Origin of the sequence: Vibrio sp. Isolate23 (assembly GCF_022398095.1) — a bacterium.
Classification (GTDB): domain Bacteria; phylum Pseudomonadota; class Gammaproteobacteria; order Enterobacterales; family Vibrionaceae; genus Vibrio; species Vibrio coralliilyticus_A.
Map to the genome: position 1 here is coordinate 608,956 of NZ_JAKEUV010000001.1, position 20,015 is coordinate 628,970.

The 20,015-nt window shown below is 47.5% G+C and carries 18 protein-coding genes; 13 read left to right on the top strand and 5 right to left on the bottom strand.

The window, feature by feature from the left end; genetic code table 11:
- Positions 1-3 precede the first annotated feature (3 nt).
- Positions 4-564 (top strand): carbonate dehydratase, encoded by a 561-nt coding sequence (locus L1D31_RS02730; protein WP_239835551.1) that lies wholly within the window; start codon positions 4-6, stop codon positions 562-564.
- Positions 554-1,552 carry a GTP-binding protein gene (locus L1D31_RS02735; protein WP_239835552.1) on the top strand — a complete coding sequence of 333 codons (999 nt, stop codon included), beginning with the start codon at positions 554-556 and terminating at the stop codon, positions 1,550-1,552. The genes L1D31_RS02730 and L1D31_RS02735 overlap by 11 nt, the downstream gene beginning before the upstream one ends.
- 44 nt (positions 1,553-1,596) lie before the next feature.
- Here the strand turns inward: L1D31_RS02735 and L1D31_RS02740 are convergent, their stop codons facing one another.
- The 5 genes from L1D31_RS02740 to L1D31_RS02760 form a co-directional block, all read right to left on the bottom strand.
- Positions 1,597-2,460, bottom strand: coding sequence for an aspartoacylase (locus tag L1D31_RS02740; RefSeq protein WP_239835553.1), 864 nt, complete (start codon positions 2,458-2,460; stop codon positions 1,597-1,599).
- 226 nt (positions 2,461-2,686) lie between these two features.
- Positions 2,687-3,784 (bottom strand): YdcF family protein, encoded by a 1,098-nt coding sequence (locus tag L1D31_RS02745; RefSeq protein WP_239835554.1) that lies wholly within the window; start codon positions 3,782-3,784, stop codon positions 2,687-2,689.
- Between the two features lie 263 nt (positions 3,785-4,047).
- On the bottom strand, positions 4,048-4,962 hold the full coding sequence (locus L1D31_RS02750; RefSeq protein WP_239835555.1) for a dihydrodipicolinate synthase family protein: 915 nt from the start codon (positions 4,960-4,962) through the stop codon (positions 4,048-4,050).
- A gap of 80 nt (positions 4,963-5,042) precedes the next feature.
- On the bottom strand, positions 5,043-6,008 hold the full coding sequence (locus L1D31_RS02755) for an ornithine cyclodeaminase family protein (protein WP_239835556.1): 966 nt from the start codon (positions 6,006-6,008) through the stop codon (positions 5,043-5,045).
- A gap of 196 nt (positions 6,009-6,204) precedes the next feature.
- Positions 6,205-7,470: an FAD-dependent oxidoreductase gene (locus L1D31_RS02760; RefSeq protein ID WP_239835557.1), complete on the bottom strand. Its 1,266-nt coding sequence runs from the start codon at positions 7,468-7,470 to the stop codon at positions 6,205-6,207.
- Between the two features lie 111 nt (positions 7,471-7,581).
- Here L1D31_RS02760 and L1D31_RS02765 point away from each other — a divergent pair, with 111 nt between their 5' ends.
- The 11 genes from L1D31_RS02765 to L1D31_RS02815 all read left to right on the top strand — a co-directional run bounded on the left by L1D31_RS02765 (position 7,582) and on the right by L1D31_RS02815 (position 19,975).
- Complete coding sequence (locus L1D31_RS02765) at positions 7,582-8,583, top strand: 4-hydroxyproline epimerase (RefSeq protein ID WP_239835558.1); 1,002 nt, start codon at positions 7,582-7,584, stop codon at positions 8,581-8,583.
- A 23-nt stretch (positions 8,584-8,606) separates the two neighbouring features.
- Entirely contained in the window at positions 8,607-10,121 is a 1,515-nt protein-coding gene (locus L1D31_RS02770) for an aldehyde dehydrogenase (NADP(+)) (RefSeq protein WP_239835559.1), read from the top strand.
- A gap of 149 nt (positions 10,122-10,270) precedes the next feature.
- The gene (locus L1D31_RS02775; protein WP_006960251.1) at positions 10,271-10,945 is read left to right on the top strand and encodes a GntR family transcriptional regulator; all 675 of its coding nucleotides are present in this window, start codon (positions 10,271-10,273) and stop codon (positions 10,943-10,945) included.
- Between the two features lie 5 nt (positions 10,946-10,950).
- Positions 10,951-11,715: a transcriptional regulator gene (locus tag L1D31_RS02780; RefSeq protein WP_239835560.1), complete on the top strand. Its 765-nt coding sequence runs from the start codon at positions 10,951-10,953 to the stop codon at positions 11,713-11,715.
- Positions 11,716-12,011: 296 nt separating this feature from the next.
- A complete protein-coding gene (locus L1D31_RS02785; RefSeq protein WP_239835561.1) occupies positions 12,012-13,622 on the top strand; it encodes a peptide ABC transporter substrate-binding protein in 1,611 nt (536 codons plus the stop codon).
- A 64-nt stretch (positions 13,623-13,686) separates the two neighbouring features.
- On the top strand, positions 13,687-14,607 hold the full coding sequence (gene oppB, locus L1D31_RS02790; RefSeq protein ID WP_006960248.1) for an oligopeptide ABC transporter permease OppB: 921 nt from the start codon (positions 13,687-13,689) through the stop codon (positions 14,605-14,607).
- Between the two features lie 10 nt (positions 14,608-14,617).
- Positions 14,618-15,547: an ABC transporter permease subunit gene (locus tag L1D31_RS02795; protein WP_239835562.1), complete on the top strand. Its 930-nt coding sequence runs from the start codon at positions 14,618-14,620 to the stop codon at positions 15,545-15,547.
- 9 nt (positions 15,548-15,556) lie between these two features.
- Positions 15,557-16,546, top strand: coding sequence for an oligopeptide/dipeptide ABC transporter ATP-binding protein (locus L1D31_RS02800; protein ID WP_239835563.1), 990 nt, complete (start codon positions 15,557-15,559; stop codon positions 16,544-16,546).
- 9 nt (positions 16,547-16,555) lie between these two features.
- On the top strand, positions 16,556-17,551 hold the full coding sequence (locus tag L1D31_RS02805; protein WP_239835564.1) for an oligopeptide/dipeptide ABC transporter ATP-binding protein: 996 nt from the start codon (positions 16,556-16,558) through the stop codon (positions 17,549-17,551).
- Positions 17,548-19,335 (top strand): aminopeptidase P family protein, encoded by a 1,788-nt coding sequence (locus tag L1D31_RS02810; protein ID WP_239835565.1) that lies wholly within the window; start codon positions 17,548-17,550, stop codon positions 19,333-19,335. Before L1D31_RS02805 ends, L1D31_RS02810 begins: the two co-directional genes overlap by 4 nt.
- A 184-nt stretch (positions 19,336-19,519) precedes the next feature.
- Complete coding sequence (locus L1D31_RS02815; RefSeq protein ID WP_239835566.1) at positions 19,520-19,975, top strand: hypothetical protein; 456 nt, start codon at positions 19,520-19,522, stop codon at positions 19,973-19,975.
- The last annotated feature ends 40 nt before the right edge of the window (positions 19,976-20,015 follow it).

A 20,015-nucleotide genomic window follows, 5' to 3' on the forward strand; every position in this document is an offset into this window, starting at 1 on the left:
TACATGTTAAGAAGAAACCCGAGCGGGCACATGCCTGTCGTCTCCGAAACGGCATTCATTGACCCAACCGCCATCATCTGTGGCAAAGTGATTATCGAAGATAATGTATTTATTGGGCCCTATGCCGTCATTCGAGCTGATGAAGTCAATGACCAAGGCGATATGGAACCTATTATCATTAAACGTGATACCAATATTCAAGATGGTGTTGTTATCCATTCAAAATCAGGCGCTTCAGTAACCATTGGTGAACGCTCTTCGATCGCCCATCGCTCAATTATTCATGGCCCCTGTGACATCTGCGATGATGTCTTCATCGGTTTTAACTCCGTGATTTTTAATGCCGCGATCGGCAAAGGGTGTGTCATTCGCCATAACTGCGTTGTTGATGGACAGGACTTACCTGAAGGGTTTCATGTGCCGCCAATGACCAATATTGGAGCAGATTTTCAGTTAGCGAGCATTTCCAAAGTGCCTCCTGAATATTCTGCTTTCTCAGAGTCTGTGGTTTCTGCAAATCACACCTTGGTTAAGGGATATAGGAGAATAATCAATGAGCTCTAAACATCCAATTTCAGCGGTACCAACCAACATCATTACTGGCTTTCTAGGTGCGGGGAAAACATCCGCAATTCTCCAACTAATGAAACAAAAGCCAGACCATCAGCGCTGGGCAATTCTGGTTAATGAATTTGGCGAAATTGGCGTTGATGGCAGTCTATTCAAAGGTCAGCACAAACAACCCGATCAAGTATTCATTCATGAAGTCCCAGGAGGGTGTATGTGCTGCGCGGCCGGCCTTCCTATGCAAATCGCGCTCAACCAGCTGCTAACCGAAGCCAAGCCAGATAGACTTCTCATCGAACCAACAGGGTTAGGGCACCCCAAAGAAGTATTACAAGTACTGTCATCAGCACACTATCGTGAGGTGTTGTCTTTACAGAAAACATTAACTCTCGTCGACGCTCGTCAACTATCGAATAAACAGTACACACACCACGATACATTCAACCAACAAATAGCCATTTCTGACACTGTAGTAGGTAACAAGGTCGACTTATATCAAGGCGACGAGAAACAACAACTTGAGTCGTATATACAATCCCTATCGGGCTCAGAAAAAAGGGTGATTTTTTCAAAGTTCGGAGCCATACCCTATCACGAGTTTGAAGGCCCAACACGGGCCAATGAAAAAGCTCACCACCACCACGATCACGGTAAGCCCAAGGTTTTAGCGGCAGATCTGCCTATGCCAGAAAGTGGGATAATCAAAGCCGTTAATCAAGGGGAAGGGTTCCGAAGTATTGGGTGGCGCTTCTCACCTGATAAAGTTTTCTGCCGGAAGAAGCTGACACTAATGCTGCTTGACCTTAAGGTCGAGCGTATGAAAGCCGTCTTTATCACTGATTTAGGAGTACTCGGCTACAATATGACCTCGGACGGGCTCAGCGAAGCAGTATTGGATGATGGGTTTGAAAGCCGTGTAGAATTCATTTCCCAGCAATTAGACGACAATCTAGAAGCGAAATTGCTGGCCTGCTTGCTCACTTAATCATCTCGGAGGGATTGTTGCCACATTTCCCTCCGCTTCTATCGTCATAGAGTGATACGTATTTTCTCTGCTAGTGCCATGGCAATATTGCTGGTGCAATAAGCACTTTCATTAATAAAGTGTGGGTACACTTCCTTCTCTCCCTGCCAATGCACGTCATAGCCAAAGAAAGTAGCGAGCAGTGGCTCCCCGGGCTTAACAACTTCAAAGTCTTTCCCACAAACTGTCGGATGAACCGTTGCAAGACGCATCCCATCACCATCCAGAGGGAATGAAACTTCCTCTGTATATCGATAGGCATCGTAACTTGCACCCATGGCCGCTTTACCCAAATTATGCAGTTCAACAAAGTCTAATATGGCAGTGAGCAATTGCTTCATAAGCTCTAGTGTTTCATATGTCAGAGAGCTATGTGCCTGAGCTCCTACTTCCAACATAATACCGTATTGACCGACTGAGCATAAATAAGGTTGCTCAGCCCATGGTTTTTGGTCTTCAAACAATACGTTAGCTTCTGGCATACGATGCTTCACATAGGCTCCCATCTGTCGATAAAAAGGGACCTGTGACAACAAAATCAATGTCGCGCCCATATTGCTGGTCGTGTTGTGTAAATCAACAATTAGCTGATTTTCGACTTGCGCATGTTGATCACGGAAGGAAGCTGCTAGGTTTGCTTCTTGTGACTCCTTAACAGGTGCAGTAGCGGAAAACTGACGGTTGAGATCAACATCAATGAACCGCACGTTCTTTTTCACTGCTTCTGGGTTAGCGACAACACTTTTCACTTCAAACGTTGAACGCTCAACCGAGTAGTTCCCATCTTTGATCAACTTCTGAAGGTACAAACCGGTTAATTCATTACCATGGGTACCTGCCACGACAAGCACTTGATTCAATTTCTGCATAACAATAGGTTCCAACTCCAAAAGGAAAATAATTATGTTATAACATAACAATCAATATAAGTAACTTAGAGATAAAATGCTCTGATTTAATCAAATTAAAAAATAGATAAATATGAGCTTCGTAAGCGTTTTTCAGAGATTTAGCACTATTATTTCTGCCTGGTTCACCAAAAGGTAACGACTAAGAAAAAGGCCACTGATGTGGCCTTTTTCTTTGACTGATGCTTTACCTCGACTCTAGTGGGTAAGAGCGGTAACTCCACATGCCGTAGGTCCGTAGAGCATCTCGATAAATACCGAGCAGCTCATTATCACTTGCCTTTGTGAGTTCCTTCAACGGCTTGTCTGGATAGCCTACAGTGTCAAACGTGATGCCTTGTGGGCCAGTTTGCCAACTGGCGACTTCAAACAAAGTCTGCCCGCGTCGAACATGGCTAGCAGAACTGATAATAGTGGCGTGTTTAATTTTATGACGAGCCAGTGCGTAACTACTAAACAAAGCATTACCAACGGTACTGGTCGCGTAGTTTTCTTCGATGATACGATCTGGGCTTATCCCCTTGGCAATTAACCAATCGGCCATCAATTTGCCTTCCGTCTTATGGTTTTTAGGTACACCACCCGTTAACACAATCAAAGCATCAGGGTTGGCCTTCGCCATGGCTAACGTCGTCTCAAGACGTTCAACCAAAATCTGGTGCATTGAGCCATCAGGGTTTAGAGCATAACCTAAGGTCACAATCGCGCCTTTGTCATTCAGCTTACCTTTTTCTGCACTGTCTTTTAGCGGCGTCGCCAAAACACGATCTACGGTTTCAAAGATACGAGTGATATCAGTGGCCTTGCCTGCATTCAACTTATGAAGTTTTTCCATATGCTTGCTTGATTCAGCATCATTACCTTTAAAGCGTTGCCAAACCGCCAGATACGCGTGCAAATCAATATCATCAGGAGCGACCATTAAAGCTTGTTCAAACAGCTCAATTGCGCGATCGACATTCTTGTTGTAGATCTGCGCGTTGGCCGCCGAAATCAGTAAGTCAGTGCGGTAAGGTTCGAGGTCGTAAGCTTCTAAAAGTCGATTAGTGACGATCTCCATATTGCTTGGCATTTTTGCTGTAAAACCTGCATGAGAGATACGCGCGGGAGATTTAAACGCCGTCACTGCGTCAGCCAACAATTGATCCACCACCTGACGTTTAGTGACAAGCTGTGCGTAGTCTGATGACGCTTGAACCGTCGTATCATTAGCAGCCAAAGAGTAAGGGGCAGCGATTAGCGCAATTGCGCCACTAAGAGCAAGGGCAATGATGTTCTTTTTCATGTAGATGTCCTGATGTAGTTATGTTTTTACTGCGTCTGTTATTTTTTTGCAGTGTAAATTTACTATTCAGAAAAACCGTGAACTCATCCTCATTAACTGATTGAACTGCCAATATTGGTTTAATTACACGAATCAAGATCACAAATTGCTATTAATGACATTTCATTTAAGGTCATAATTTTTCGTAACTAAATAATTTGTACCTTGGTACAACTCCTTGCGTGACTGAATGAAATGGGCGGTTTATACCGCCCAATTAGGAGTTAGAGTTGGTATTTAGTCAGGTCCGGACGCGTAGCAATGGCGTGCTCAACCATAGCGATCACTTTGGCGCGCTCTTCTCCTTTTAGATTCTGTCGAGGTGCTCGAACCTGCTCGGATCCGCGGCCGCAAACCTGTTCAGCCAATTTAATGCACTGAACCAGAGTGGGAATCGTATCCAGACGCAACAAAGGCAGGAACCAACGGTAAATTTCCAGCGCTTCCGCGTAGCGCCCTTGGCTGGCTAACTTATAGATCGCTCCCGACTCTTCTGGGAATGCGTTTGTCAGACCAGATATCCAACCGGTAGCCCCCAGCATCAACGACTCTAGTGCAATGTCATCCACACCGCTGAACACTGTGAATCTGTCATCAAATCGATTGTAGAGTTCAGTAATGCGGCGGGTATCTGTCGTTGACTCTTTCACCGCAACAATGCTGTCGTACTCAGCAAGTTTCTCCATCAAATCTAGGTTAACGTCAACGCCATAAGAGACCGGGTTGTTGTAGATCATGATGGGCATTTCCGGAGTCGCTTGCGCTAAAGTGGAGTAGTAATCGACCGTTTCACTGTCTGAAGTACGGTACACCATGGCAGGCATCACCATACAACCGTCGATTCCTATCTTTTGCGCATCTTGCATGTAATCAATTGATGCCGATGTAATCGACTCCGCAGTGCCCGCAATCAGGGGCACTCGACCTGCAACCACTTCGTGTGCTGCTGCAAGCACCTGACGTTTTTCATCTGGGTACAGCGCGCAATTCTCACCCACGGTTCCAAGGCAGATGATGCCATTGACACCATCATTAATCTGATTGTCGATTACCGTTTGTGTCGCATCTAAATCAATGCTCTGATCTTTGCGAAACTGAGTACTTACTGCCGGGTATACACCTTTCCAACCTACGTTCATCAATAACCTTCCACTTGTATATTATATGCAATTTAAAATAGCGGCCGAAACCACGTGATGAGTAGTCATGCCACTCAGAGTTAAAAAACCTGTTTCTGCGTTAAAACAAACTTCACTGCCGCCAAATCCGCCAATGCACTGCCCACGGATTTATAGAGTGTGATTTGCTGTGAGTCTTCGCGACCAACATGATGCCCACAGCACAGCTCAGGCAGTTCCGCACTTATCTGTTGCTCACTGAAGACACCTTCTTCAATAGGGATCAATAGATCACCGGCTTCCGCTAGTACGTTGATTCTGCTGTCGACAAATACGGTGGAGCGAGTGACCGCTTGCGTATCACACTCTCGTTTGTCTTTGTCGTGGTTGCCAATCAGATCGATGTGTGTGCCAGCTTGGATATTTCGACCATTAAATAGCGGCTGACTCGCACCTGTTACACACGTCACCATGTCTACTTCACTCAGCGCTGGATCGACAGAGTCAACCACTTCAACACTAAAACGTTTTGATTCAGGTAGCGCTTGATATTCACTAGCGGATAAAATCTCGTCCATCGCTTGACAAGCTTTTGCTTCATCGCGGCCCCAAACCAACACCTTACTCAAAGGTCGTACCGCCGCGTACGCCCAAGCCATGTATGGGGCGAGATTTCCAGTGCCGCAAATCAGCAGCCTGCTTGCATCCTGTCTGGCCAGATAATCCGCCGCGAGCGCTGACGCCGCCGCTGTGCGCCAGAAGGTCAATACTTTGCCATCGAGTAGCGCAAGCGGCTCACCGTTAGCGCGATCAAAGGCGAGAATTTTCGACGCCAGACTGTCTTTGCCTTGCTCAGCATTGTTAGGGAAATACGTGAACGCTTTAACGGTGATCAGCGACTCGCTCCATGCAGGAAGCAGTGCAAAAGCGTCATAACTACCGTCTTCAAGCGGCATCACTCTGCGCTGCGGAATGGTTGCCTGCTCGGTATAGGTTTGGCGCATCGATTCGATAAGTCCTCGCATCGAAAGACAATTGACGATTTGCTGCGCGTCGATATTAATCATAGATCCTCCAAAAACAGGACAGAGATTTTCCATTCTCTGTCGGAACATGAGTGAGGTTGCTTGTGTGAACGTCTATCCGAGTTGCTCTGCCGAGTTTCCCCCAAATTTTTATAACTCTGAACACACCCATCTTCGGTTAACTTTGTATTAACATAATTCAGAGGTATATTTTATACAATATTAAATTTTAAAATTTTTAGCCAAATCGATTTAGACAGAATGGCGCTAAATTTATATGTGGTTGCTCGCCACGATGAAGTTGAACAATTAAATCTGCAGTCACCGCCGCTTGAGTCAGCCCCAGATGTTGATGACCAAAAGCAAACAGCATTTTTCCGTTTTTCAGGCTATCAATCACAGGTAAAGAATCCGGTAATGAAGGTCGATTTCCCATCCAGGATGTTCCTGTATTTTCCAGATTACATTCTGGTTTAAGCACCGATTTCGCAAGATTTCTTAGCATGGTTGCGCGGCGCATATTAGCGGGTGAATTCAGGTCAGCATACTCAACAGTGCCCGCTAGTCTCAACCCATTCTGCATGGGCGTCATGATGAATTTTCTGTCTGCTGAGCTCACCGGAAACGGCAGAGTTTTCGCCAGATCTGGCATCATTAGATGGTAGCCGCGTTCCGCTTGTAGTGGCACTTTTATTCCCGTCATTTTCTTAACTAGGGAAGCGGATTCTGCCCCAGTGGCAACAATGACCTTATCAAAACTCTGCGAACGTTGCTGAACAGTGACGACCATTTTTTCGTCCTTTTCTTGGATGTTTTCGACTTCCCCTTTGCTCCACTCCCCCGATAATCCTTGAATGTAAGACTTAAGCTCAACGCACATATCATAAGGGCTCAAGCTATGTGAAGTTTTTGGAAAGAACACACCGTGGTTCACCGAATGAGAAAGTTTAGGCACTTTTTCTCGTACCGTTTTTCTATCCCAAACCTGATAACTGACTCCTTGCTCATCCATGGCATTCAAAGTGGATTGGTAAGCCGAAAATAGCTGAGAGTCTTCGAAAACAAGTAGTGAGCCTTCATCCACGATCAGATGACTCAGCCCAATTTCTTCTAACAAGCGTTGCCAACTTTCCATCGCCGAATGATTAAGTTCAGTCAATGCTTGAGTCGCGTGCTCAGTGGCTGATTTTCTTGCTTTCATCAGAAAGCGAATCATCCATGGCAGCGTTTTGTGGATGTCTTGAAAACGGACAGAAACCGGACTTGATGGGCTCAATAACATCTTAGGAAGTTGCGGGATAAGTGCCGGTGTTGCTAATGGGAAAATTTGCTCCGTTGCGAAGTGGCCAGCGTTGCCTTTGGAGCATCCTTCTCCCGCATTGTCTTTTTCAAATATCGTGACTTTTTCGCCATTCATTTGCAGCTTGAGCGCAATACAAAGTCCAATAATACCACCACCAATGACTGCAATTTTTTGCGCTTGTGAGGAATTTTTGTTCATCATTTATTTTGCTCCTTATCACGTTTCAAAAAATAAATTGTATAAAATATACTTAACATCACGATAACATCCCTCCAAAGCAGTTCAACCAATTTCGTATCCAAGGAGCGAGAAATGAGACAAGGAACCTTCTTCTGCATTGATGCACACACCTGTGGTAACCCGGTGCGTCTGGTTGCGGGTGGCGTACCGCCACTGCAGGGCGAAACAATGAGTGAGAAAAGGCAGTTCTTCCTTAAGCATTATGATTGGATCCGCCAATCCTTAATGTTTGAGCCACGCGGCCACGCCATGATGTCTGGTTCTGTTGTCCTGCCATCCTGTAGCGAAAACGCTGATGCTTCGATCCTGTTTATCGAAACCAGTGGCTGCCTGCCCATGTGTGGGCACGGCACAATCGGCACAGTCACCTCAGCATTAGAACAAAAATTGATTACTCCACGAGAAGAAGGCCGACTGATCCTTGACGTTCCAGCAGGTCAGATAGAAGTACACTATCAACGCGATGGCGAAAAGATCACTTCTGTGAAGATCTTCAATGTGCCTGCCTATCTTGCTCATCAAGATGTCACCGTCGATGTGGAAGGCCTTGGCGAGATCACCGTTGACGTCTCTTATGGCGGTAATTACTACGTTATCGTTGATCCTCAGGAAAACTATCTGGGGCTGGAGCATTACACCTCAGACGAGATCCTGATGTTTAGCCCTTGGGTACGTAAAGCCGTATCCGATGCCGTTGAATGCATCCACCCCGACGATCCAACAGTATGTGGTGTCTCACACGTACTCTGGACTGGCTCACCAACTCAGCCCCAAGCTACCGCTCGCAACGCTGTCTTCTATGGTGAGAAAGCACTTGATCGTTCCCCTTGCGGCACAGGTACCAGCGCACGAATGGCGCAATGGCACGCTAAAGGAAAACTAAAGCAAGGTGATGATTTTATTCATGAAAGCATCATTGGCAGCCTGTTTACTGGCCGCATCGAAGGCATTACGGAAGTCAATGGGAAAGCCGCCATCTTACCCAGTATTGAAGGCTGGGCGCAGGTTACCGGACACAACACCATCTGGGTGGATGATAACGACCCATATGCATTTGGATTTGAACTTAAATAGCCCAAGATCAACAGGACACGACCATGAATAAAACCAGCACTTTTTCTGCCCTCAATCCCGCAAACGAGCAGGTATTGGAAGGACAATTTCCAGAGCATCGGCAATCTGATGTCGACTTTGCGGCCAATGCCGCGGCTGAGGTGGCTAAATCATTTCGCCAAACCTCCCCAGCGATTCGAGCTAAGCTGTTACACAGTATCGCCGACCAACTGGAGCAAGCAAGAGAAGGTATTGTGGAACGAGCTCATCTTGAATCAGCATTGCCGCATGCAAGACTTAATGGTGAGCTAAGCCGCACAACTGCACAGCTTAAGTTATTTGCCAATGTCGTAGAAAGTGGCTTGTGGCAGGAAGCGATTTTCGACACTGCAGATCCTCAACGTTCGCCACTACCAAAACCGGATATTCGCCGTCAGAACATTGCTCTTGGCCCGGTTGCAGTTTTCGGTGCCTCTAACTTCCCTCTCGCTTTTTCCACGGCCGGCGGAGATAGTGCGTCAGCATTGGCAGCGGGTTGTCCAGTGGTCGTCAAAGGGCACCCTGCACACCCTGGCACCAGTGAAAAAGTCGCTGAATGTATTGCCAAAGCATTGGATGAGATGAGTTTGCCTCAAGCGGTGTTTACTCTGCTGCAAGGAACCAGCCATGAGTTAGGTCAGTCCGTGGTTTCTCATCCTAAAATCAAGGCGGTCGGTTTTACCGGATCGATTGTTGGTGGACGTGCACTCTATGATATTGCGCAGCAGCGCCCAGAACCGATTCCTTTTTACGGTGAACTGGGCGCTTCCAACCCTGTCTTCATCCTTCCCCAACGTATGGCGCAGCATGGCCAGTCTTTAGCCGAAGAATATTTGCTGTCGATGAATATGGGCTGCGGTCAGTTCTGTACTAAGCCTGCAGTGGTGTTCATCGTCGATGATAACGCTGGCAAGCAATTCCTGTCGTCGGTACGCCAAGGGATTCAAAACCAGCCTGGGCAGATCATGCTTACAGAAGGGATCAAACAGGGTTACCTGCAGCAAAGTGAGCTGCGCTCTCGCGAGCAAGGGCTGACACTCACCCAATCCCAGCCTGAACAAGGTGTACCCGCGTATCTATTTGAAACCAACAGTGAACAGTGGCGACACAACCCACAATGGCAGGAAGAAATTTTTGGTCCTCAATCCATTATCGTCAAATGTGAAAGCGCCGAAGACATGCTTGAGTTGAGCCAGAATCTGGCCGGAAGCCTGACGGCTACCATTCAGGCAGAAGAAGAAGATTATGCACTCGCAGCGACACTGGTGACTGAGCTTGAAGAAGTCGCTGGTCGCTTAGTGTTTAATGGCTGGCCCACCGGGGTTGAAGTCAGCTATGCCATGGTGCACGGCGGTCCTTACCCAGCTTCAACCATGCCTGCAAGCACATCAGTGGGGGCGGAAGCGATAAAACGTTGGTTACGTCCGGTCGCTTATCAGTCCATGCCGGACGAGTTATTGCCTAAAGCTCTACAGCAAGCAAACCCACTTAACGTGCGTCGGACTGTAGATGGTCAGTAATCACTGTTCAAAAAGGTACCAGCTGGTACCTTTTTGTTTTGACCCATCCCAAAAAACAAACAGGTGAACGGCTGCAAGGGTCGCAATGCCGGACGCTAATGGTATATTGAATAAAATATTGAATAAGAATGATGTGAGCGGAGACTTGGATGTCGCAAAAACCTGTTTTTAAAACTCGAACGCAGTTGGTCGAAGAAGCGATCCGAACCAAGATCCTCAAAGGGGAATTAAAGACGGGCCAACCCCTACGTCAAGATGCCCTCGCCAAAGAGTTCAACGTCAGCCGAATTCCAGTGCGTGAAGCTCTGATGCAGTTAGAAGCTCAAGGGCTGGTTGCGTTTGAGGCGCATAAAGGTGCCACTGTTACCGAGCTATCACCAGAGAAAATTGATGAGCTATTTGAACTGCGCGCCGTCGTAGAGTGCTTTATTCTGGAACGCGCTATCCAGAAAATGACCGATGAAGATCTCGCTAAAGCAAATGAAATTCGTCAACGATTTGAAGATGTTGTCAGCCGCGGAGACGAAGTGGAAGAGTGGAGCAACTACAACTATGAGTTGCACAAAGCCTTGTATGAGCCCGCTGAAATGCCAGAAACCATGGATGTGATCTACAACCTGAATACCAAGTGTGACCGCTATATTCGTATGCAGCTTCTGTTTACATCAGGCATAGTCAAAGCCGACAAGGAGCATGTCGCTCTGCTGGAAATGTGCCAGAACCGTGATATTGAAGGGGCGAAGTACATGCTGAAAAAACACATCCTCGAAGCAGGTGCTGATATTCGCAACTTGCTTATCGAGCGCCAAAACAATCAGGGCTGAAACTCATGCATATAGGACCAGAATTTTTGCTGGCTGCCATCCGCCAGAAAATCAAGAACGAAGGTTTGTGCTATAGCGAATTGTCTGAGAAAACCGGCGTGCCGCTTTCGACCATAAAGCGGCATTTGCATAATCCTTCATTGGGTCTGGACAAGATCCTGATGTACACCAATCACCTCAATAGTGATCTGATGGAGCTGACGCAATTAGCGGTTCAGATCCAACGAGACAATGAGCAGTTCCTCTCTGATGAGCAAAACGCTCTGTTTGTTGAGCACCCCTACCTTCTCGACTTTATCTACCTCATCACCTCACGTAACCAAACACCGCAACAAATTGCCGAGCAGTATCAACTCTCAGATATCAGCTTGAGATTCTACCTCAGCATCGCTGAAATCCTTGGCTATATGGAAGCGCACGGTGACAAGATCGTGTATCGCTCAGGCAGGCGATTTATCATGGAAGAAGGCACTGCACTCGATACCTTATTCAAGCGCCGTTTTGAAACGATCTCGATGAAAGACTCAACCCTTTCTCAGGTTTGTCAGGCAAGAGTGCGTTTGACCCAAGAGCAGAGGCTCAAACTCGAACAGGAAGTGGATCGTAAAGTCAGTGAAATGCACGCGGCGAATTGCGCCAACGAAGAGGGTGAGTTCACCAATGTGCTGTTTCGAATGACGCCCGGCCAGCAGATCTACTTCTCGGACGGACTACCAGAGATAGATGGGGAGCTGCTTAAACAGGTTTCCGCAAAATTCCGTAGGCGCTAAGGCCAGAGCGAGTTTGAAGTATCACTTCCGTCAACTTTCTGTGACTCTGGATTCATTCTCAGACTTTCATTTGTTCATTTTTCGCTCAGTCTCATTTTATAAGACCACAAGTCTCTGAAACTGCCACCTTGTTACAACAATGTTAAATATCGATTGTTGAAAGATTTTATACAATATACATTTTCTCTATCCCTTTCACTCTGTGCAGTACTCGCCACTCCGGTCGTTTTGAGTGTCTGATTTCCCTCCCTTCAGATGATAGGGATTTCATCCGATAAGGACATTACGAGGAAGCTATGAAAGCAAAACAACTGATCGCACTGAGTGCTATTGCAACGGTATTATTTGCCAGCAGTGCTCTCGCCAAACCATACCCATCAGGAACGCAGCTAGCTGAAAAGCAAGAGATTGTTTTAAACAACGGAGCGGAGGTCACCTCAATCGATCCGGCAAAACAAGCCGCAGAGCCAGCATTCAATTTAGGGCGAGACTTGTTTGAAGGTCTGACAACTCAAGACAAACAAGGCAAAACCATTCCCGGCATCGCTGAAAGCTGGCAAGCGAATGACAACAACACTGTCTACACCTTTACGTTGCGTCAGTCTCAGTGGTCGAATGGTGACCCATTAACGGCACACGATTTTGTTTATAGCTGGCAGCGCCTTATCGACCCGAAAACCGCGTCACCTTATGCTTGGTTTGCCGCGATTCCCGGAATCAAAAACTCCGCCAAGATTATGAAAGGTGAAGCACCAGCCAACACCTTAGGCGTGCGCGCCATTGATGATCACACCTTTGAAGTGACATTAGAAAAGCCAGTGCCTTTCTTCATCAAACTTCTGAGCCACCCTGTCCTTGCACCAGTTCACCAAGCCACGGTAGAAAAATACGCCAGCGAGTGGACTCAGCCCAAAAACATTGTAACCAATGGCGCTTTCACTGTGTCTGAGTGGAAAGTAAACGAAAAAATGGTGATGACAAAGAATGAGAAATACTGGGATGCTGACAACGTCATACTTGACCAAATCACCTGGCTACCTATCGGAGATGCCAACGTTGCACTAAACCGCTACTTAGCCGGCGAAATTGACCAAGCTCTGTCGATTCCCTCGGCTCAAAAGAACAAGCTTATAAAACAATATCCCGAGCAGGTAGCGGACACCAGTGCATCACTTGGCTCGACGTTCTACTATCTCAACACCAGTAAGGGCCCGACCAAAGACCTTCGTGTCCGTCAGGCACTCTCCTACGCTATCGACCGAAACATCATCACAAAAGCCATCGCCAAAAATGGCGGCATTCCAATGTTTACTCTGGTTCCACCTCAAACCGATGGTTTCAAATCTCACACACCGGAATTCGCAACTTGGACTCAGCAACAACGTAACGCTAAGGCTAAAACGCTGATTAAAGAAGCGGGTTATAGCAAGAGCAATCCGCTTAAGCTCACTTTCACCGTGCCGACTTTTTCTAAAGACGTCAAAATGGCCACCGCGATGGCGGGCATGTGGAAAAGTGTGTTGGGCGCACAAGTCGAAATTAAGCAACTTGAGCCAAAGGTATTCTATGCGCTGAAAGATCCGGGCAACATTAACCGTGGTGGCTGGACGGCTGACTATAACGAAGCCTCAACCTGGCTTGACATCTTTGTCTCGACTGGTGAATACAATGACTCAAAGTACAACAACCCAGAATATGATCGCCTGATGGCTGAATCGAAAAGCCTCAGTGACCCATCACAGGAATACATGGCTGCGGAACAGCTTCTGATTCAGGACATGGCGATCATCCCTATGTATCGCAATGGCAACGATCAATACCTGGTCAAGGATTACATTGGCGGCTATGAGCGTACCAATCCAGAATCCTCTTACTACCGCAAAAATGTCTATGTGAAAGCACATTAACCCGAGTTTGCCCAAGCCTGTCACTTCCCCCTAAAGCTCGGGCTTTTCTAAGCAAGGAGAGGCTATGTTGTTGTACATATTGCGCCGTTGTTTGATTGCCATACCGACATTGCTGTTTATTGCACTGGTGTCGTTTTGGTTAATGCATATCGCGCCCGGCGGCCCATTTGATATGGAACGTCCAATGCCAGAAGTGGTACGGGCAAATATCGAAGCCAAATTTCACTTGAACGAACCCTTTCTGGTTCAGTTTTTCATTTACATCACCAACTTCCTTCAAGGCGATCTCGGCCCAAGCTTTGTCTATCAGGATTTCACCGTCACTCAGCTTGTTGCTCAATCCTGGCCAGTGTCGGCGATCCTTGGTGTTATCTCGTTTTGTATCTCTGTGCCATTAGGTATGTTACTTGGCACTATTGCCGCTTTGAACCGCAACGGAAAAGTTGACTATTTACTTATGTCACTTTCAATGACAGGAGTGGTCATCCCTGCGTTTGTATTGGCTCCGGTGTTAGTCACGATTTTCTCGATTCAGCTCGGTTGGCTACCCGCCGGAGGGTGGGAAGGGGGTGAGCTGTCTTTCTTGATCTTACCCGTGTTGAGCTTGGCGATTGGATCCGTTGCCAGCATTGCGCGCGTGATGCGCGGTGCCATGATAGAGACGCTCAATCAGCCTTACATCCGCACCGCAAAAGCGAAAGGCTTGTCGACCAGCTACATTCTGTTTCATCACGCGCTTCGTCCTTCACTCATTCCTATCATTGCCATGCTCGGCCCCAGCTTCGTCGCAGTGGTAACAGGTTCGGTCATCATCGACATCTTTTTCAGCACTGGCGGCATGGGGCAGCATTTTGTCTCAGGTGCCCTCAACCGCGACTACGGTTTGGTGATGGGCATAACGCTGATCGTCGCCTCTTTGACCATCTTCTTCAATTTGGTGGTCGACATCCTTTACACCATCATCGACCCACGTATTCGAATTTAGGAGCGCTGCTATGTTAACCAAACGCATTGATGCCACGGAACTGACAGAGCAAATGAGTGCTCAGATAGAGGCGGTTGAAGGTCGGAGTCTATGGCAGGATGCCTGGACACGTTTTCGTAAAAACCGCGCCGCCATGACGTCGGTTTATGTCTTGATGTTTATCATCGTATGCATCACTTTTGGCCCGCAGGTCGCGGCATTCGACCATGATGAAATCGACTGGAACGTCGTCGTCGATCCCTATGAGCTAGGTAAACCATCGTTTAGTTCTGGTCATTACTTTGGTACCGATGATCTTGGTCAGGACATCTTTGCCCGCACCATGCAAGGTGGACGTCTCTCAATCATGGTCGGATTTATGGGCGCACTGGTTGCCGTGATTATCGGCACGGCTTGGGGAGCATTATCCGGATACATCGGAGGCATGGTCGACAGTGTGATGATGCGAATCATTGAAGTGCTCGACTCAGTGCCTTTTATGTTTATGGTCATTTTGTTTGTCACTCTGTTCGGCAACAACATCTATCTGATTTTTGTTGTGATTGGCATGGTGTCTTGGCTCGGGATTGCTCGCGTTGTTCGCGGCGTGACCTTTAGTATTAAGAAACGCGAGTTTATCGAAGCCGCCCATTCCATTGGTGTCTCCCGTTTCACTATCGTTCGCCGCCATGTACTGCCTAACGTACTGGGCATTGTGATGGTGTACTCCTCACTTATGGTACCCGGTTTTATTATGTTTGAATCCTTCCTTAGTTTTCTCGGACTCGGCGTTCAGCCGCCCGATACAAGCTGGGGCATTCTGATTGCGGAAGGCGCTAAGACCATTGATGTGGCTTTGTGGCAACTGATGTTCCCTTCCATATTCTTAGTCGCCACCCTGTTTTGCTTCAACTTCATCGGTGACGGGCTGCGAGACGCCCTCGACCCTAAAGATCGCTAAGGAGGCCTCATGAGTATTTTATCGATCAAAGATATGAATGTGCGTTTCAAAACGCCTGATGGTGAAGTTCATGCCGTCAGTAATCTGTCCTACAACATCCACAAAGGTGAAACACTGGGTATTGTTGGTGAGTCTGGCTCAGGGAAAAGTCAGTCTGTTTTTGCCTTGATGGGTCTGACAGCCGATAACGGTATTGTTTCTGGTCAAGCGAGTTTTCATGGCGAGAATTTACTCCGCATGTCCAAAAAACAGCTTAACCACATCCGCGCGGAAAAAATCGGCATGATCTTTCAAGATCCGATGACATCGCTGAACCCGTTTATGAAAGTCGGTAAACAACTTGCCGAAGTGTTAATGGTTCACAAAGGCATGAACCGTAGTGAGGCAACCCACGAAGCGATCACCATGCTTGATGCCGTCAGGATTCCTTCTGCCGCCACACGTATGGCTCAATACCCTCACGAGATGTCTGGTGGCATGCGACAACGTGTGATGATCGCCATGGCCTTATTGTGTAAGCCGGAGCTTCTGATTGCTGATGAGCCCACTACCGCTTTGGACGTGACGGTACAAGCGCAGATTCTCTCTCTACTACGCGATCTGCAGTCTGAATTTCACACGGCAATCTTGCTGATTACGCACGATATGGGCGTGGTTGCTGAGATATGCGACCGGGTGTTGGTTATGTACGGTGGACAGAAGATGGAAGAAGCGGATACAGATTCGCTGTTCAACCATCCTGCTCATCCGTATACCCTGGGCCTACTCGAAGCCATCCCTTCCATTACTAAAGATATGGACAGGCTTCCGACCATTCCCGGTAACCCACCTAGCGCTCTCACAGAACGTAAAGGCTGCCTGTTTAAAGAGCGCTGCAATCACTATCGACCAGAATGTAACACGTCAGTACCACCATTTCGGTCATTATCTCAACATCAATCTCTGGCTTGCCATGTTAATGGGCCTCAAGCCATTACTCAGATAGCGCGTCGAGCATAGGAGAGCGACATGAAACAGCAAGTATTGCTTTCAGCGCGTGATTTGCGCGTGCACTTTAACATCAACAAACACATCCTGCCGAGTAAGCGCAAAGTGGTCAAAGCGGTGGATGGCATCGACCTCGATGTTTATCGTGGCGAGACGCTCGGTATTGTTGGCGAATCGGGTTGCGGTAAATCAACACTGGCGCGAGCATTATTAAGGCTCATTGTACCTTCAAGCGGTCAGTTACATTGGAAAGGGCAAGATCTGTTAGCGCTGGGGAAACATCAACTCGCCGATAAACGGCGTGAGTTTCAGATGGTCTTTCAAGACCCATCGGCCTGCCTCAACCCTAGGCTCACTATCTCAGAGTGTATTGCCGAGCCTCTATTGACCCACGAGCCCAGCCTGTCGCGCTCAGAAGTGGAGCAGCGCGTGATTAAAATGATGGATAAAGTCGGTCTTTTAGCCAGCCAGCGTAACCGCTACCCCCATGAGTTTTCAGGCGGCCAGTGTCAGCGAGTGGGGATTGCCAGAGCCTTGATTCTCAAGCCCGATCTTGTGGTTTGTGACGAGCCCGTTAGCGCCCTGGATGTTTCTATCCAGGCGCAGGTCATCAATCTTCTTGATGATCTTAAGCAAGAGATGGGATTAACCATGGTGATGATCGCTCATGATCTTAGCGTGGTGCGCCACATCAGTGACCGAGTCATGGTGATGTATCTGGGTAAGCCGATGGAGATTGGCCGATACGACAAAGTCTTTGATGACGCTCATCACCCTTATACCAAAGCCTTGTTATCTGCGGTCCCGGTTGCCAACCCTACCTTGGCAAGACAGAGGAACGTTCAGCTATTGCCCGGCGACCTTCCCTCGCCTCTCAATCCGCCAAGTGGTTGCGTGTTTAGAACGCGCTGCCCGGACTCCAGTGACCAGTGCGCTCAACAAAAGCCCATACTTAGCGGACATTCAGACCATCAGATTTTCTGTACTCATACACAAATAGGAACTTATAACCCATGACCTTAACAACCGTTCCTCAGCGCCTTAATGCACTCCGCGAGAAAATGACTGAGCACCAATTTGACGCCTACATAGTGACAAACAATGACCCACACTCCAGCGAATATTCGGCAGATTACTGGCTGGCAAGAGAGTGGATTTCTGGCTTCACTGGCTCAGCGGGTAACGCCGTCATCACGACACAGTCCGGCGGCCTGTGGACAGATGGACGCTACTATATCCAAGCTGCCGAGCAATTACAGGGCTCGGGATTAACCTTGTTTAAAGCCCGTTTACCGGAAACTCCTACCATTGCACAGTATCTCGCGGACAGTTTAGATCAAAACAGTCGAGTAGGAGTTGATGGACGGAGCATCAGCCAGCAATTTTATCTGGAGTTGAAAGCCGCCTTTAAAGCCAAGTCGATACAGCTGGTCCTTGATCAAGACTTGATCAGCCCAATATGGGCCGACCGCCCTGCAAGACCGAGCGCGCCTTTGTTCAATCATCCACTCGAAGTTGCGGGGCAAACAGCGAGTGAAAAAATCACAAAAATTCGTCGCGTGCTCGAACAAAAAGCGGCTGATGCCCTGCTCGTTTCCACGCTTGACGATGTAATGTGGGCGCTCAATATTCGCGGCGGGGATACCCTGTACTGCCCAATTTCTGAAAGTTATTTGCTGATTACCCTTAACAGATGCCAACTCTTTGTCGACAAGCAAAAGCTGACAACTGACGTGCTCGCTACTCTGACGGAGCACGGTATAGAGATGGAAGACTATACGCAGCTTAGCAAGGCATTAAAGGAAATTACTCCTGATTCCGTACTCACTTATGATTGCAGAAACACCGACAGTTTGTTGATCAGTCACATTCCTTCTCAAGTACGTTTGCTCAATATGGCTTGCCCAGTCACTGCTATGAAAGCACGTAAGAATCACACTGAGCTTGCCAGCATGGAGGAGACGTTACGCAAAGATGGCGCCGCCGTCGTCAGGTTTATGAAATGGCTAGACGAACAAGTGCCCAGCGGTAAGGTGACAGAGCTCAACGCTGAACAAACCTTAATGGGATACCGCAAGGAAATTAACGGCTATATTGGGGAGAGCTTTCGAACCATTGCTGGTTTCGCCGAGCATGGTGCGAAAATGCACTATGCTGCCGACGATAAGAGCAATTACCGCGTTGATGAAAGCCAGTTCTTTCTAGTCGATTCAGGCGGTCAATACCTAGGCGGGACGACAGACATTACCCGCACCTTCCATTTTGGTCAGCCATCGGAGCAACAACGTCGAGACTACACCTTAGTGCTCAAGGCCGTGATTCGTCTCACCCAAACCCGTTTTATGAAAGGCTCCACTGGCGCTAATTTGGATATCATGGCACGCGGCGTTCTGTGGCAACACGGTATAGATTACAAATGTGGTACTGGGCATGGCGTTGGCATCTGTCTGAATGTCCATGAAGGGCCGCAGAACTTCTCTCAAAACCCAGCAGAAGTTGCTTTAGAGCCGGGGATGGTGATCACCAACGAACCGGGCGTTTACCGTCAAGATCAATACGGGATTCGCATTGAGAATATCCTCAAAGTGATTGAACTGGAAGAAAACGAGTTTGGGACGTTTTATGGCTTCGAAACCATAACTTTAGCGCCTATAGCCACTAACATGTTGGATAAATCGTTGCTGTTGAAAGACGAGGTGCACTGGCTCAACACTTACCATCAACAATGCCTTGAACAACTCAGCCCCTATTTGGACTCAGATACCCAGAATTGGCTGAATTCGGCCACAAAGCCGATTTAACCATTTGTCCTTTGTAACTTCTTTGCCAACCGTAAGGTTGGCTTTTTTACGACTAACCATTTGATAGATTTGTGATTTATCAATATCGATCAGAATAAGCAATACTGATAGAATCCCACCAATAAATAATCAATACAAATACCAATACACTTCCACTGATGTATTGGCTCGGAATATTAAAACCATGAAATCACTATCTATTCTAATCGCTACGCTTGCCATATCCGGCTGCGTTACCACACCAAAGTTTGAACAAGACATTTCTGGTCAGTGGCAATGCTCCGCAGAATCGACCATCGAACTCGTTAACCTCAAATACAATGACAACGTCCATTACTTCGAAGATGGACACTATGAAAAAGAGTCACTGCTGAAAATAACCAATTTAGATACCGACAGCACATATGACGTCAATATACTCAGTAACGGGAAATGGATGAAACGCAACGCTGCCCTACTAGAAGTGATTGATAAGCTGGAAACCACTTTTTCAGACAACTCGCCTGACGAGTTGCGGAAAGTTTTCGCTGACGAACTTTCCCCTACCGTAACCGAAAAGTGGAAATTAAAGGCAGTGAATGAAAACACCATTTCAATGACGGCAGAATCAGGTAGCCAGCTTTCTTGCAAAAAAGGCTAATAAAAAAGAGTAAATACACTGGGTATTTACTCTTTTTAAT

Bases quoted from the DNA above. Each gene is read 5' to 3' on its own strand.
- L1D31_RS02730 (WP_239835551.1), top strand. From the start codon at position 4: ATGTTAAGAAGAAACCCGAGCGGGCACATGCCTGTCGTCTCCGAAACG.
- L1D31_RS02735 (WP_239835552.1), top strand. From the start codon at position 554: ATGAGCTCTAAACATCCAATTTCAGCGGTACCAACCAACATCATTACT.
- L1D31_RS02740 (WP_239835553.1), bottom strand. From the start codon at position 2,460: ATGCAGAAATTGAATCAAGTGCTTGTCGTGGCAGGTACCCATGGTAAT.
- L1D31_RS02745 (WP_239835554.1), bottom strand. From the start codon at position 3,784: ATGAAAAAGAACATCATTGCCCTTGCTCTTAGTGGCGCAATTGCGCTA.
- L1D31_RS02750 (WP_239835555.1), bottom strand. From the start codon at position 4,962: ATGAACGTAGGTTGGAAAGGTGTATACCCGGCAGTAAGTACTCAGTTT.
- L1D31_RS02755 (WP_239835556.1), bottom strand. From the start codon at position 6,008: ATGATTAATATCGACGCGCAGCAAATCGTCAATTGTCTTTCGATGCGA.
- L1D31_RS02760 (WP_239835557.1), bottom strand. From the start codon at position 7,470: ATGATGAACAAAAATTCCTCACAAGCGCAAAAAATTGCAGTCATTGGT.
- L1D31_RS02765 (WP_239835558.1), top strand. From the start codon at position 7,582: ATGAGACAAGGAACCTTCTTCTGCATTGATGCACACACCTGTGGTAAC.
- L1D31_RS02770 (WP_239835559.1), top strand. From the start codon at position 8,607: ATGAATAAAACCAGCACTTTTTCTGCCCTCAATCCCGCAAACGAGCAG.
- L1D31_RS02775 (WP_006960251.1), top strand. From the start codon at position 10,271: ATGTCGCAAAAACCTGTTTTTAAAACTCGAACGCAGTTGGTCGAAGAA.
- L1D31_RS02780 (WP_239835560.1), top strand. From the start codon at position 10,951: ATGCATATAGGACCAGAATTTTTGCTGGCTGCCATCCGCCAGAAAATC.
- L1D31_RS02785 (WP_239835561.1), top strand. From the start codon at position 12,012: ATGAAAGCAAAACAACTGATCGCACTGAGTGCTATTGCAACGGTATTA.
- oppB (WP_006960248.1), top strand. From the start codon at position 13,687: ATGTTGTTGTACATATTGCGCCGTTGTTTGATTGCCATACCGACATTG.
- L1D31_RS02795 (WP_239835562.1), top strand. From the start codon at position 14,618: ATGTTAACCAAACGCATTGATGCCACGGAACTGACAGAGCAAATGAGT.
- L1D31_RS02800 (WP_239835563.1), top strand. From the start codon at position 15,557: ATGAGTATTTTATCGATCAAAGATATGAATGTGCGTTTCAAAACGCCT.
- L1D31_RS02805 (WP_239835564.1), top strand. From the start codon at position 16,556: ATGAAACAGCAAGTATTGCTTTCAGCGCGTGATTTGCGCGTGCACTTT.
- L1D31_RS02810 (WP_239835565.1), top strand. From the start codon at position 17,548: ATGACCTTAACAACCGTTCCTCAGCGCCTTAATGCACTCCGCGAGAAA.
- L1D31_RS02815 (WP_239835566.1), top strand. From the start codon at position 19,520: ATGAAATCACTATCTATTCTAATCGCTACGCTTGCCATATCCGGCTGC.